6 protein-coding genes are annotated in these 15,347 nt (G+C 57.8%); 3 read left to right on the top strand and 3 right to left on the bottom strand.

What is annotated here, in order from left to right:
* The first annotated feature begins 161 nt into the window (after positions 1-161).
* The 3 genes from E1J53_RS11590 to E1J53_RS11580 all read left to right on the top strand — a co-directional run bounded on the left by E1J53_RS11590 (position 162) and on the right by E1J53_RS11580 (position 11,045).
* Positions 162-956: a cohesin domain-containing protein gene (locus E1J53_RS11590; protein WP_173021454.1), complete on the top strand. Its 795-nt coding sequence runs from the start codon at positions 162-164 to the stop codon at positions 954-956.
* 54 nt (positions 957-1,010) lie between these two features.
* Complete coding sequence (locus E1J53_RS11585) at positions 1,011-10,007, top strand: cohesin domain-containing protein (protein ID WP_134273113.1); 8,997 nt, start codon at positions 1,011-1,013, stop codon at positions 10,005-10,007.
* Between the two features lie 78 nt (positions 10,008-10,085).
* Positions 10,086-11,045, top strand: coding sequence for a PorP/SprF family type IX secretion system membrane protein (locus E1J53_RS11580; RefSeq protein WP_134273112.1), 960 nt, complete (start codon positions 10,086-10,088; stop codon positions 11,043-11,045).
* 453 nt (positions 11,046-11,498) lie between these two features.
* Here E1J53_RS11580 and E1J53_RS11575 read toward each other — a convergent pair whose 3' ends face one another.
* The 3 genes from E1J53_RS11575 to E1J53_RS11565 all read right to left on the bottom strand — a co-directional run bounded on the left by E1J53_RS11575 (position 11,499) and on the right by E1J53_RS11565 (position 15,225).
* A complete protein-coding gene (locus E1J53_RS11575) occupies positions 11,499-12,188 on the bottom strand; it encodes an SDR family NAD(P)-dependent oxidoreductase (RefSeq protein ID WP_134273111.1) in 690 nt (229 codons plus the stop codon).
* Positions 12,189-12,249: 61 nt separating this feature from the next.
* A complete protein-coding gene (locus tag E1J53_RS11570) occupies positions 12,250-13,311 on the bottom strand; it encodes a rhodanese-related sulfurtransferase (RefSeq protein WP_253931529.1) in 1,062 nt (353 codons plus the stop codon).
* Between the two features lie 387 nt (positions 13,312-13,698).
* Entirely contained in the window at positions 13,699-15,225 is a 1,527-nt protein-coding gene (locus tag E1J53_RS11565) for a DUF5691 domain-containing protein (RefSeq protein ID WP_134273110.1), read from the bottom strand.
* Between the last annotated feature and the right edge of the window lie 122 nt (positions 15,226-15,347).

Raw genomic sequence — 15,347 nt, 5'->3', positions numbered from 1 at the left:
TTGGCCCCAACGGGGCGGGTGAATCCGTTAAAATGGTGGGGTAGAGTAGGCGTGGAAAAAGGAAAGGTATGCCGCATGCTACTAGGTGCCCGAAAAATGGCTACCTTAGCAAGGCGAAAGAGGGGCCATTGGCCACCACCTCATGTTATAATCCCGAATCGATGAACATAACCGAACTGCTCTGGCGAGTGCCAGTGACTGTACTTCTGCTGTCGTTTTCTCTCGCCCTCACTGCTCAGGACACTGAATTTTTTATTGAAGAAACCTCCGCTGATCTGGGGGAAGAGGTCGAGGTGAACGTCCGCGCCCTTAACCTAAATATGGTTGTTGGCGTACAGTTTTCCGTAGAGTGGGACCCCGAAGTACTTTCCTTTCTCGGTGTCTCCAACGTAGCCATGGAGGGGAGCCTGATGGAAAACTTCAACCAGACCCAGCTGGACAGCGGGCGCATCGGATACCTGGAGGTAGACCCCGCCCTGGAGCCCTTTGACATTCAGGATAGCTCCATCCTGTTTACGCTGCGTTTTGAATCTCTGGTGAGCGTGGGTACGAGTACCGAAATTACCTTTGCCGAAGCACCGCTGGCCAACCGGACCACGGATGCGGAAAACGAAATCATTGACACCCGACTTTCTGCGGGCACGATCAATATCGGAGGAGGATCCAGCCTGTTCGACGTACTGGCGGACAACGAACGCTTTTCCGCCAGCCCCAATCCCTTCATGGCGTCCTGCGCCCTTAAGGTTAACCTGGACTACCGTTCCGCGGCGGTCCTGGAAGCCCTGGATGTTTCGGGCCGGATCGTGATGCGCAGAAAAATATCGCTCATGTCGGGGGATAACCTGATCAGACTTTCGGGGGGCGAATTCCCGGCCGCCGGAACCTACACTTTACGCCTGACGACCGATCGGGAGCAATTGAACCGTAAAGTTATTTTTAACCGTAGTGGGCGCTAGACTTTGACGACCCACCTGACTGATTTGCCTTTTAATCCCATCAACTGATTTTAAATGAAGAATTTTTACCACCTGCTACTGAGTGGTGTCTTAGTATGCATCGGCTTCGGGCTGGGTGCACAGACACAGTCCGTAACGGTTACCGATGCTACGGGTAGCGTAGGACAGCTAGTTTGCGTCGATCTTGTTGGGCGAAATTTTGACAATATTCTCGGGATGCAGTTCAGCGTTGGTTACGACGCTAACGTCCTTGAGTTTGTCTCGGCCACGGGCTCCGTCAACGGTACTGCGGTTTCCCTGATTCACAATATGAATAACCCCGGAGTCATCCGGGCTTCCTGGAACCTGTTCAGCTCAACCGGGTATACGGACGATGGGCCGTTTACCATTGCCACCATCTGCTTCACGGTGCTCCAGGAAGCGGAGACGGAGGTGGACCTCACCGGGGTGCCGATTCCGAACGAGTTTACGGATGCCGATAGTAACATCATTCCCACGGATATTTTCGCCGGTACCATCAACCAGGGCAGTGGCGGAGGCGCGACCTGCGACGACGGCATCCAGAATGGTGACGAAACCGGCGTAGACTGTGGCGGAAGCTGCGACGCCTGTCCGACCTGTGACGACGGCATTCAGAACGGCGACGAAACCGGTGTAGACTGTGGCGGAAGCTGCATGCCCTGTGACATGGGATCAGATATGCAATCCGTGACGGTAACGGATGGCTCGGGCAATGTGGGTGAACAGGTATGCGTGAACGTCGTAGGACGGAACTTTGATAACATTTTGGGGATGCAATTCAGTATCGGTTATGATGCCAGCGTCCTGGAGTTCGTTTCGGCAATGGGGTCCGTAAACGGTACGGCAGTTTCCTTGATCCACAACACGAACAACCCCGGCGTCATTCGGGCCTCCTGGAATTTGTTTAGCTCAACGGGCTATACCGATGACGGGCCGTTTACGATTGCCACGCTCTGTTTCAATGTCCTGCAGGACACCGAAACGGTCGTTGACCTCACCGGCATGCCGATTCCTAATGAGTTCACGGACGCGGACAGCAACATCATTCCTACGGATATTTTTCCCGGAACCATCAACGGTGGAAACGGCGGAGGACCAAGCTGTAACGACGGCATTCAGAACGGCGACGAAACCGGCGTAGACTGTGGCGGAAGCTGCGATCCCTGTCCGACCTGTAATGATGGCATTCAGAACGGTGATGAGACCGGCGTGGATTGTGGCGGAAGCTGCGCGCCCTGTAATATGCCCATGGATTGTGGCGAAGGTTCTTCCTTCTTCAACCTCTGTTTGGCCGAGGCCTGTGACGTGGCCAGCGGGGCCCAGGTTTGCCTGGACCTGACGGCAAGTATGTTTACCAACATCACGGCTCTGCAGGTAACCATTCAGTATCCCGGAGCCAACCTGGACTACGCCAGTATCTCCACCAACGCCGCCCTGGGCGACGACATCCTGGCCAACGAAGTTAGTGACGGAGAAGTGCGACTGGTGTACTTTCAGCAATCCCAATCGGGGGCGACGGTCACGGACGGAGACGCCATCGGAACGATTTGCTTTACCAACGAAACGGAAAATGGCACCACGCTGAGCTTGTCCAACCTCATCGTGAGCGCCACTACGGGAGACGTTCCCAATCCCGTAGCCAATAATGGCTCGGTAAATGATTGTGGCGGAACCATGCCGACCTGCAACGACGGGATTCAAAACGGCGACGAGACCGGGGTAGACTGCGGTGGTAGCTGTGCCCCCTGTAACATGCCCATGGACTGTGGTGAGGGCTCTAATGCCTTCAACGTCTGCCTGGCGGATGCTTGTGACGTGGCCGTTGGCGCTCAGGCCTGTCTGGATCTTACGGTGAGCATGTTCACCAACATTACCGCCATGCAGGTAACGCTGACGTATCCCGGAGCGAATCTGGATTACGCCAGCATTTCCACCAATCCGGCCCTGGGTGACGACATCCTGGCCAACGAGGTTAGCGATGGAGAAGTGCGCCTGGTGTACTTCCAGCAATCCCAGTCGGGGGCGACCGTGACGGACGGTGACGCCATTGGAACGATCTGTTTCACCAACGAAACTGCCGCCGGGACCACGATCAACCTATCCAACCTCATCGTGAGTGCCACCACCGGCGAGGTGCCCAATCCCGTGGCCAACGCCGGCTCGGTCAATTCTTGTGGCGGCGGCGGCCCGACCTGTAGTGACGGCATCCAGAACGGTGACGAAACGGGAGTAGACTGTGGCGGCAGCTGTGCACCCTGTGGTTCAACCGGAGGGCCGGATCTGAATTGTGGCATGGGAACCAATGATTTCAGCTTTTGCCTCGGTGACGCCTGTGATATTCCGGTAAACCAAACCGTTTGTATCGACGTAACGGTGGGTAATTTTGACGACATCACGGCTTTCCAAACGGACCTGACGTTCCCGAGTGGAAGTCTCTTTTACCAGAGCATCACCCCCAATCCCGCTTTGGTGGACCCCATTCAGGTGAACGTACTGAATGCGGGTGAACTCCGGATGCTGTATTTGCAAAACTCGCAACAGGGGGTATCTCTCGCGGACGGTGAGATCGTAGCTACCCTGTGCTTTACGCTCCAGACGGCAGACCCACTCGTGTTGTCTCTGGAAGACCTGCTGATTACCAATACCACGGGAAGTGTTCCTAACCCCCAGTCGAGCAACGGCTCCATCAATGACTGTATGACGGTGCCGACCTGTAACGACGGCATCCAGAACGGCGACGAGACGGGCGTAGATTGTGGTGGTAGTTGTGCTCCCTGTAACCCCGGCAGTGATACCTGTGGCGAGGGCTCCAATGCCTTCAACCTGTGTCTTGACGACCTCTGTAACGTTGCTCCTGGCGCCCAGGCATGTCTTGATCTGAACGTGAGTATGTTCACCAACGTGACGGCCCTGCAGGTTACGCTGACCTATCCCGGTGCGAACCTGGATTACGCCAGTATTTCCACCAATCCGGCGCTGGGCGACGATATCCTGGCCAACGAAGTGAGCGACGGCGAAGTGCGGCTGGTGTACTTCCAGCAATCACAGTCCGGCGCTACGGTGGCCGACGGCGAGTCCATCGGAACCATCTGCTTTACCAACGAAACGAGTAACGCCACGATCATTTCGCTCAGCAACCTGATCGTAAGCGCGACAACCGGAGAAATCCCCAATCCGGTGGCGAATAATGGCTCGGTGAACGACTGTTCCACGACCCCAACCTGTAATGACGGTATTCAGAACGGTAACGAGACCGGTGTAGACTGCGGTGGTGATTGTGCCCCCTGTATGATGACCGATTGTGGTACGGGCACCACCGATGTGGAAGTGTGTCTGGGCAGCGTTTGTGGAGCGGTTGGCACGGAAGTTTGTCTTCCGGTTTTCGTCGGTAACTTCAATTCGCTGGGGGGACTTCAGTTCACCCTTAACTACAACGGCAGCAACCTGGAGTACACCCGGACGGTGGCCAATGCCGCCCTGGCTTCCGGAACGACGGCCGGAAACCCCTCCGACGGAGAAGTCGGATTGGTCTGGAACGACATCAACCTTACCGGGGTAACTTTCCCCGCCGACGAAATCGCCTTTGAAATCTGCTTTACCGTAGAGGTGGAAACGGCGACCCCAATCACCTTCGAGAATACGGACGGCAACCCACGGGCCTTCGATGAAGAGGGTACGAGGGTGCCCGCCTCCGGAAACCCTGGCAGCATCAACCAGAACTGTGGCAACGAACCCACCTGTAACGACGGAATTCAGAACGGCAACGAAACGGGCGTAGACTGCGGCGGTGACTGTGCTCCCTGCCCCACCTGTGACGACGGCATCCAGAACGGCGACGAAACTGGTGTAGACTGCGGCGGTAGCTGTGACCCCTGTACGACCTGTGACGACGGCGTCCAGAATGGTGACGAGACGGGCGTAGATTGCGGGGGTAGTTGTATGCCCTGTGATATGGGGACGAATAACTGTGGCGATGACGCCACGAACTTCACCCTCTGTCTGGAAGAGGCCTGTGACGTAAACGTTGGTAGCCAGGTCTGCCTGGACCTAACGGCCAGTCTGTTTACGGACATTACGGCTCTCCAGGTGAACCTGCTGTACCCCGGAGCAAACCTGGATTACGAAAGTATTACCACGGCACCTGCGCTCGGCGACCAAATTCTGGCTAATGAAGTCAGCGACGGAGAAGTGCGACTGGTGTACTTCCAGCAGTCTCAGTCGGGCGTTTCGGTGGCCAACGGAGAAACCATCGCGACAATTTGCTTTACCAATCAGGCTGCGGGTGCTACTACGATCACCCTGGATAACCTGATCGCCACGGCCACTACCGGAGCGGTCGCCAATCCCGTCGCTAACGATGGGTCCATCAACGGTGCCGGGTGTAACGTAACGCCTACCTGTGATGACGGCATCCAGAACGGTGACGAAGAAGGTGTAGACTGTGGCGGTAGCAACTGTGCTCCCTGTATGACCGGCGGAAACATGGGTGACCTGAACCTGCTGGTGGGAACGGCCACCGGAGCGATTGGTCAGGAAGTATGTGTGGATGTATCCGCTTCCGACTTCAACGCCCTGACGGGCTTCGACTTTACGCTGAACTATAACCCCAGCTTAGTGCAGTTGGTGTCCGTAACGGCCAACAGTGCAATTCCGGGCCTTAATGCTGGCAGCTTTGACACCTCGACGGCCGGAGAAATTGGCGTGAGCTACACCAGCGGGACGCCCCAGGCGCTCACCGATGGTGCGGCCATCTTTACCGTTTGCTTTACGGTGCTTGGTGGAGACGAAGCGCCCCTGACGCTTACGGGAGCCACGGCTACGGACGCCATGGGCTCCGTGACGGTGAACACTACCGACGGGGTCATCAACCCCGGAGGGGTGAACTTTGATGATTTCACCCTGGTCGTCGGTGACGGCGTCGGTGGGCTGGGCGAAGAAGTGTGTCTGGACGTACTGCCCTTCAATCTGGAGGGACTGGCTGGGCTGCAATTCGCCATTACCTACGATACCGAAAAACTACAGTTTAACTCGGCCATGGGTACCGGAGAACTGGCCGGCCTTCAGGTGAGTAACCCCGAGCCGGGTGTGCTGCGGGTCATCTGGTTTGACATCAACGTGATGCCTAATAGCGTGGACGATGGAGTAAGCATTTTAAGTGCCTGCTTCACCATTCTCGATGATTGTGAAACCGACGTTGAAATCACCGATCTGCCTTCCTTCCGCATCCGGGCAACGGACGCCAACAACGATCCCGTCACGCCGATTGACGTACGGGGTGGTACGGTGAACGCCGGGGAAAGCTGTGGAGGCATTGACCCGCCGGAGAACCTGGTGCTGGCACTGGGCACGGCCGACGGAAGTGTAGGCGCCGAAGTTTGCCTTGACCTGACGGCTACCAACTTCACCTCCCTGACGGACCTGAGCTTCTCCTTCGCCTACGACGCGAGTATCCTCAGTTTCAGTCGGGCGACCGGATTCGGACTTGGTAGCATTACTGCGGCCAACGTAAACGGATCAATTCCCGGGCAAATAACTTTCGACTGGGATGCACCGACTTCTGCGGGGCAAAGCCTGGCCGACGGGGCTACGGTGCTGCAACTGTGCTTTACGGTGGACCGCCTGGCACCGGCTCCGGTGAACTTTGCGAATAATCCCGTGGCCATTCAGGCCCAGAACGCCAACGCCCAGAACGTAGGCGTGATTCCTACCGGGGGAAGCGTCAACCCGAACGCGCCGGTCATTGATGGACTCACCCTGCAGATTTCTTCCACGACGGCGATGATGGGAGAAACCATCTGTCTGCCCGTCCTGGGCTACGAGGCTACGGACCTGGTGGCCTTCCAGTTTACGATCAATTACGATCCCGCCATACTTGAGTATACGGGAACGGGAACGGAATTTGCCTTCCGTGGCCTTTCCGCCGGTTCGATTAACAACTCTGCGCCTGGCGTGCTGCGGGTTCTCTGGTCCGACCCGTTTGCGGAGGGTAATTCCGTCGCGGACGGCGAGGCGATCTTTACGATTTGCTTCCGGGTGCTGGATACCAATCCGGGGGTCATCAGCTTCGGGGATACCCCGACGGCCATCGAATTTGAGAATACCACACGCATCGTGGAGGCTGACCTGCTGAACGGTCAGGTTAATGGTAGCGCGGCTCCGGTTATCGTAGATGCCGAGCAGAATAATCCATCCTGTTCGGATACCAGTGACGGATCCATTGAGATTACCGTCAGCGGTGGCCCGGACCTTTCCTTCGCCTGGGACGACGGTGTGTCAACGACCGCCCTGGCCGAAAACCTCCCCGCCGGTACCTACTGTGTGACGGTCACGGACGATAACACCAGTCAGAGCACGACCTCCTGTTATACCCTGGTCGCACCTCCTCCCTTCTCCCTCAGTGTGGATAATGTGGAGGGCGTGAGCTGTAATGGCGAGAGCGACGGAACGATTACGATTGCCACCGTTGGTGGCGTAGGTCCCTTCGTCATTGACTGGGAGGGAAGTCTGCCCGATAACGTCCTGACCCAAACCGACCTTGACGGCGGCGATTACTCCGTTACGGTAACGGACGCCAACGGTTGTGCTCGCGAGCAGATCAACATTCAGATCGGAGAACCAAGTCAGCTGACCATCGCCGGCACCCCGAGCCTGATCAGCACGGAGAACCCCGGGGAGGTAAACGTGATCGCGCAGGGCGGACGGACGCCCTATACCTACAGCTGGACGGGCCCCGAAGGCTTTACCGCCGACACCGAAGACATCGGAGGACTTTCCGAGCCCGGAACTTACTGTCTTACCCTAACGGACAACAGCGACTGTTTCGAAGTCCAGTGCTTCGCGGTTGGTCGTCAACTGGAGATTATAGACATCACGGTTAGTCAGGGCTGTGCCGAAGAAGACAACGGCACCATTGCGCTGGACGTGGTCGGTGGCAACGGTAATTATAACTACCTCTGGAGCCAGAACGATACGACTTTTGCCAATACGCGGGACGTAGAAAACCTCAGTCCCGGGGATTACTCAGTAACCGTTACGAGCGGAATGCAGGAAGCTACCGCCCTCATTACCGTAGAGGTGCCGGACCCCATCACGGCGCCCGGCGTGGTAATGGCCGCTACCGCAGGAAATAACGGCAGTATTGACATTACGCCCTCCGGGGGAACGCCGCCCTACACCTACGTCTGGGCGGACGGACCTACGGATCAGGACCGCACCGGGCTCTCTTCCGGAGAGTACTGCGTGACGGTTACGGACGCGAACGACTGTACGGTCAATCGCTGTTATACGGTAAGCTCCGCTCCCATCGCCTTCCTTACTACCGCCACCGAAGCGGCATCCTGTAGCGATGGGGATGACGGAATCCTTCGGGTAGTACTGGAGAACGGAGTGGCCCCCTTCACCATCCGCGTAGAACCCCTGGGTATCGAGCAGACGGTGGATTCCACCCGGATCGAAATCATGGTTCCGGCGGGTACCTACCAGGTCTTCGTGACCGACGCACAGGCGGGTATGCTGCAAACGGAACTGACGGTGAGTGCGCCTCCGGCCATCTCGGCGGTAGTGGACTTTACTTCGGATACCGAAGACACGGACTGCTCCGGCATGATTAGCCTGGACATTGACGGCGGTACCGCCGGCTACACGGTGAACTGGAACAACGGAGATACCGGGGCGACCATCGCCCAGCTGTGTTCCGGCACCTATGTGGCCACCGTTACGGACGCCAATGGCTGTGAGTTTACCTCCGATTCCATTACGTTGGGACGCATCGACGAGGAGGTCGTAGCCATCACCGACGTTGCCTGCTCCGACGGAATGGAAGGGGCAATTGACGTCACCGTTTCCGGCGGCGCTACTCCTTACCAGTTCAGCTGGACGAGAAGAGGAGAAATGGAAGTGCTAGCGGATACGGAAGACATCAGTGGCCTTTCCGCCGGAATGTACACCCTGACCATTATCGATGCCTCCGGAGCGCGCCTGGTGCGGAATTACACCGTGGGCATCACCGCCGGCTTCAGCGTGTCGACGATGGTGACGACGGACTACAACGGTTTCGGGGTAAGCTGTCCGGACGGTAACGATGGCCGGATCGTCATCGACATCAGTGGCCAGGGCGAATTTACCTACGAATTCATTCTCAACGACGCCATCGTTGGGGTGGATAGCGTGCTGAATGATGCGGCCCCCGGAACGTACACCATTACGGTGCTGGACGAAGGCGGTTGCGAAATTGTCTCCACCGTGGAGCTTACGGCTCCTTCGGCCATTACGCTGGAGGGAAGCCTGACGGGCCTGAGCTGCGACGATAGCCAGGATGGTGCCATTGAGGTTACGGCTACCGGTGGGGTAAGTCCCTACACCTTCGCCTGGTCGAACGGTGCGGCTTCTTCCCGGATTCAATCCCTGCGGGGAGGAACCTATGGGCTTACCGTGACCGACGCTAACGGATGTACCATGGAGGGTAGCTACACGCTGGAGGCTCCGGAGCCCCTGGCGGTAACCTTCGAAGCAACTGACGCCACCGACGGCTGTAACGGTAGCATTCGTATTCTTCCGTTAGGGGGTAGTGGAAACTACATCTACAACTGGCCCCAACTTCCGAGCCAGGGGAACAACCCCATCGCCGAAGGATTGTGTCCCGGAGACTATACGCTGGAAGTTACTGACGACAACGGTTGCCAGGGGGTTACCATGGTGGCCCAGGTCCTTGACCGCCGCTTCCCCTGCCTGAATGCCCGCGAGGTCATCACGCCCAACGGAGACGGACTGAATGAAACCTTCATCATCTTCTGTTCGGACGGTGATGAGGTATCCGACAACAACCTGGAAATTTATAACCGCTGGGGCCAGCTGGTCTACGAAGCAGCCAATTACAGCTGTAGCGATGACGACGGCAGCAACTGCTTTGAAGGCCGGACCAATGACGGAACGTTGCTTCCTCCCGGTCCCTACTACTACGTACTGGAATACACGAATCCCCTGGGTGAACGAGCCCAACAGCGTGGTTCCCTTACCATTATTCGCGACTAAGATTGACGACCCTCCCCGGGTGTAGAACTTCTGCGCCCGGGGAAAACCATCCCAAAAACAAGAAAGAACTGCTTCGTTATGAAAAAACTGCTACCCACACTTTTGGTACTCCTGGGGGCACTGGGCGTACTCTCCGCTCAGGATGAAGCCATATTCAATCATTACGTTCAGAACCCCATCATCCTGAATCCTGCCGCTGCGGGATTCCTGGACGAATACACTCTGCAACTGAACGCCCGGGCACAATGGTCCGGATTTGAAAATTCGCCCAAGACCGTAGCGGCCCGTATCAACGGTCCGGTGGGGCAGAGCTTCGGAATCGGCGCCGCTCTCTTCTCGGAATCTGCGGCCCAGCAGAACCGGATCAAGGGGCAACTCGACGTCGCCTTCCGCTTTGGCTTCGGAAAGGAAACCAAGGGCGTTCCCGCCTTTCAGGCCGCATTTGGATTCTTCACTCAATTCCAGCGCCTGACCCTAGACGGAGACATTATCAACAACCCCATTTTCGAGCCGGGAGACGAAGAATTGATGGCCTTTCTGGACGGGAAGAACCAGTTCGACGCCGGCATCGGCATTTATGGTAGTTATATGGATCGGGTATTTGGCGGACTCACGATCAATAACCTGGTCAGTAACCGACTGGAAAACATCTCCGGGACGACCACCAACGAAGGCCTGAACTATACCTTCCTGATCGGGCAGCACTTTCGCGTGGACGACCTGAACGTCAACCTGACGCCCAGTATCATGATGCGCAACGTGCAGGATGCTCCGTTCATGATGGACTTCAACCTCCAGGCCGGATTTCTTGACGACCAGTTTATTGCCGGTCTTTCCTACCGCTACCTCGGCGCGGTGGGCCTCCTGCTGGGTACGAAGCTCAACGGATTCCAGCTATACTATAGCTATGACCTCGCCTTCGGAGGATTCCAGCAGTACAATAACGGAAGCCACGAAATCACCGTGGGGTACTCCATCAGCCGCAGTGACATTCTGGAAAGCAGGCGCCGTAAGGTGCAGGAAGAGAAGCTGCGCTAAGCCCCGGGAAATACCGAAAAATCTCCTTTACGGAGGTGAAGACACGGCCCCCTCAGGTAACTGAAGGGGCCGTATTTATTTTCTCTCCCCCGATAAAGAATAAGAATCCCCGTCGGGATTGGTTAATTCTGGACTAAACATTACCTTTGGGTAGTTTACGATAAATCCCAATCGTAAACTGCTCGAAACCAAGAGCCATTCCTTTTGCCACCTTCATCGGTGGCCCGCTATCTACCTACCGAAAATTTTTGCGCTGACGCCTACCCGTCAGGGCCCGTGTCGTGTCCGATCCTCCCCCTTTCGGTAGCACGGAAAGATCTTAAATCGGTTTTTGGGATGGCCTCTCTTCCGCGATTCGGAAGAGGGGTTTTTTCTTGTCCGAAAGGTCTCTACGCACCAGCGCCCCACAGGATCATCCTGCGGGGCGCTGGTGGTGTAGAAAACGGGTGGGCATCAAATGGCGCCGAGTCCGCCGTCCATTCCCATGATCTGTCCGGTGACGAAGGCGGCCCGGTCACTGAGCAGGAAGGCGGCCATGGCGGCGATTTCGTCGGGGCTGGCTACCCGTTTCAGGGGATGGCGTTCCGCGCTGGCCTGGCGTTTCTCTTCGGTGGAAAGCAATTTACTGGCCAGGGGGGTATCCGTCAGGGAGGGGGCAATGGCGTTGACCCGAATGACCGGCGCGTACTCGGCGGCCAGGCTGCGCGTCAGGCCTTCCACGCCGCCCTTGGCGGCGGCTACGGCCGCGTGGAATGGCATGCCGCGCTGCACGGCCACGGTGGAAAAGAGCACCACGGAGGCCGCACCGGATTTTTTCATCGCCCGTTCCGCGGCCTGCAAACAGCGCACGGCGCCGACCACGTTCAGGTCGAAGGCCTCCCGGAAAGCGGGTGCTTTGAGGCTGCGGAAGGACTTCAGGTCAATGCTGCCGGGGCAGTAGACGAGACCGTCCAGCGCATCCGGTAACTGATCCTTTGGGGGGTCTTCCTCACCCGTAACGTCGTATGCCGTGAAGCTGACCGTTGCCGGGAGATCCCGGGATTCCCGGGCCCATACGTGTACCTGATGACCATCCTGAAGCAGTAAGTCGACTAGTGCCCGTCCGATTCCGGAGCTACCGCCGACAATTAAATAGTTTGCCATGCAATCTTCTTTTCACGGCAAACGTGAACGGACCATTTTGGTTCGTAAAATCAGGGGGCTCTTACTTTAGCGTCCCCTGCTTGAGCAGGGAAGCCCGCATGGCCTTGCCGTATTTCTGGCCGTTGAACTGACGGCCGGGAGCCTGACGGCGGCGCTCCGCTTCGGGGAGCTCCATGAAATCTTTGCATTCCTCGGAGCAGCAGTTGTTGTGGACCTCAGCACAGGCTTCGCACTGCACAAACAGGATGTGGCAGGCGTTGTTAGCGCAGTCCAGTTGCCGGTCGGTCGGGGCGCCACACTGGTGGCAGTGGGCGACGATGTGCTCCGTGATGCGTTCGCCGAGGCGTTCGTCAAAAACAAAGTTCTTACCCAGGTATTTGGACTCCAGCCCGAGGGCCTTACACTGCCGGGCGTATTCGATGATGCCACCGTCTACCATACAGACGTTGTCAAAACCCCGGTGCAGATAGTAGGCGCTGGCCTTTTCGCAGCGGATGCCGCCGGTACAGTACATGATGATGTTGCGGTCCTTTTTGTCGGCCAGCATTTCCTCCACGGCGGGCAGGAGATCGCGGAAATTTTCGATGTCCGGACGGATGGCACCTTCAAAGTAGCCAACCTCACTTTCGTAGTGGTTGCGCATGTCCACCACGATGGTGTCGTCTTCCTCCATCAGGGCATTCACTTCTTCGGCGGAGAGGTGGCGACCGCGTTTGGTGACGTCAAAAGTGTCGTCATGCAAACCGTCGGCGACGATTTTGGGTCGCACTTTCACCTTCAGCTTCAGGAATGATTCGGCCTCGGCGTCAATGGCAATGTTGAGGCGCGTGCCTTCCATGAAAGGGATGGCGTACAGCACGTCACGAAAAGCCTCCACTTTGGAGGCGGGGACGGAAATTTGCCCATTGATGCCCTCCCTGGCGACGTACACCCGACCGAGTACGCCCAGTGCCGACCACTCGGCGTAGCGTTCGTTCCGGAAGCGTTCCGGATCCTCGATGTTGGCGTAGCGGTAGAAAGACAGCGTGGTACGCGGCTCGGTTTCCGCGGCCAGTCGGGCACGGAGTTCTTCCTCGTTGAGCATGTTCCTCAGGTGACGCTTGGGCATACGGGAATACATCATGATTGATTTGGACCCGCAAAGTTACGGCGATTCTGGGTTTTCACTCCGGTGAAATAGATCATCAATTCCCCCGGGAGGGAAGGCCTCCGAGTTTCATTTGGCTCGTCAGAACAGGGATTAACCGTGGTCGGAAGCCTGTTTCGCGAAGGCGTAGCCGAGGGAAATGGCGTCCGAACACTATTTGGACGCAATAGGTTAACCGCGAAAAATTTATCAGCCTACGTCGGGACCGCCGATTCATAGCTGAATGCGGCCTCCGAGTTCCGGTTAGCTCGTCGGGACCGCCGATTCATAACTGAATGCGGCGGGAGCGCAGGTGCAATGATTTTTCAATGGAGCTGGCACCCTGGGTTTTGCACGGCACCTGCCTTTGGCCATAATGCACGCCTACCGGCGGTAGAAAACGTTGAGCCGGAAGTGGGTGGTTTGTAGTAACTCACTGGCCAGTTTTCCGAATACGTCGGGGCGGTGGGTATGGTGATCCAGTTGGCTGCGGAGCCAGGGCATGATGGCCGGATCGAGCCGCGTGGCGGTGGCGCGCCAGTCTTGGGCCAGTAACTTTTGCTGTTCGTAGCCCATGGCCCGACTCCGGAGGGGCAGGGTGATTTCGTGGATGACCGCCCGGGAAACCCGGTCGGACCAGCGATGCCGACTGCTCATCAGGAGGTGCCTTAGTGGACGATCTTCCCGCAGGGCCTCCGGCACCTGCCCCAGTACCTCATGGACGAGTTTCAGGTAAGCCTGCCGGTCAAGCTGATCCGCCAGCATCGTAGCCTCGGGGGAAATTATTTTGGGAGAGGGCCGGGTAACGACCTCCCGGAGCAGAGCTTCCTTGCCCGCTCCAGTTGGGGCATCGACCTGTTGGGCGATGACCTCGCCCAGGTGTTCGGCCGATATTTCCCGTAAAAGGGTGCCGACCGGCCGTCCACTGAGGGCCTCCCAATCCGTGACGGGGACGGTCGCCAGCCAGAAGAGGGGGGAAGGGACCTTTTTATCGGCACCGCCGTAGCGCTCCAGGATGGCCTGTACCCGGGGGTCCGTAGTCAGGTTACGCCAGTTGCCGTTGGTGGTCAACAGACCTGCGGCTAGCGCTCGGAAGTCGTTCTGAACGTCGGCTTCTCCACTCAGCAACAGCAGCCGGGCCAGCGTCCGCCGGACGCCCCGGCGCTTGGGGACCAGGGCTTCCCGAAGCCAGGGGTGATCCTGGTCGGAGAGACCGGCCTGCATCCCCATGAGGAGAATCTCCTGCGATTTTGGCGATTGTTTCTTCCAGTAGGCCGCCAGGGCTTCGCGTGCTGCTCCGGGCGCTACTTTACGCCAGTGCCAGAGCGCGTGGGCCCGTTCGCGGGGCCCGGCCGCTTTGCTCCAGCTGCTGGCCGGATTTTTCTTCGGCAGCAGGGCGGACCATTCCGGGTGCAGGGCGGCCAGCCAGGTGGCCCGGTTACCACCCACGGCCAGGAAGCGTTGCACGGCCCGGTCGTAGTGGGCGAAGGGAAGGTGATTCGGGCCTGACTGTTTGGCGGCCAATTCCAGGAGTCCGGGCAGCAGTAGCGGAGGGAATAGCCAATTTTTTTCCCGGAGCAGGTTAATGGCTTCATCGATCAGGCCGGGGTAGACGCCGTCAAGAATGAGTTTAAGTCCCCGGGCCAGGGTGGGCGGCGGTGGAGACAGCTCCTCGTCGGGGGCGGTGGGCACCGGTGCGTATCCCGGTATCTGGCCGGCGGCCCGGCGGGTCCGCTCGAGCACGGCCCAGGCGGCCATCAGCCGCTCCCCCGGATCGGCGGTGGCTTCAACCAGTTGTTGCGCCTCAACCCACTGTGCGATGTCATCCGGCAGGCTGTGCCGTTGGGTTCCCAGCGTCAGGACCCGGCGTAATTCTTCAAACCATTGATGATCAGGAGCGTTTGAGGGCATGGAGGCTGGTTGCGATGGCAAGGTACGAAGCCGGTTTTTTTCATTAAATTTTGGAGTCCTCACACCAAGAACGACAAAAACTGTATTTTGCTCTAGAGCAACGGACGTAATTCCGGCACCTC

This window comes from Lewinella sp. W8 (assembly GCF_004375085.3).
Lineage (GTDB): Bacteria > Bacteroidota > Bacteroidia > Chitinophagales > Saprospiraceae > Neolewinella.
The sequence above is the reverse complement of the archived record's forward strand: the minus strand, read 5'-3'. Positions and strand labels throughout refer to the sequence as shown.

What these genes read in the sequence shown, in the direction of transcription:
- E1J53_RS11590 (WP_173021454.1), top strand. Translation starts at nt 162, where the DNA reads ATGAACATAACCGAACTGCTCTGGCGAGTGCCAGTGACTGTACTTCTG.
- E1J53_RS11585 (WP_134273113.1), top strand. Translation starts at nt 1,011, where the DNA reads ATGAAGAATTTTTACCACCTGCTACTGAGTGGTGTCTTAGTATGCATC.
- E1J53_RS11580 (WP_134273112.1), top strand. Translation starts at nt 10,086, where the DNA reads ATGAAAAAACTGCTACCCACACTTTTGGTACTCCTGGGGGCACTGGGC.
- E1J53_RS11575 (WP_134273111.1), bottom strand. Translation starts at nt 12,188, where the DNA reads ATGGCAAACTATTTAATTGTCGGCGGTAGCTCCGGAATCGGACGGGCA.
- E1J53_RS11570 (WP_253931529.1), bottom strand. Translation starts at nt 13,311, where the DNA reads ATGATGTATTCCCGTATGCCCAAGCGTCACCTGAGGAACATGCTCAAC.
- E1J53_RS11565 (WP_134273110.1), bottom strand. Translation starts at nt 15,225, where the DNA reads ATGCCCTCAAACGCTCCTGATCATCAATGGTTTGAAGAATTACGCCGG.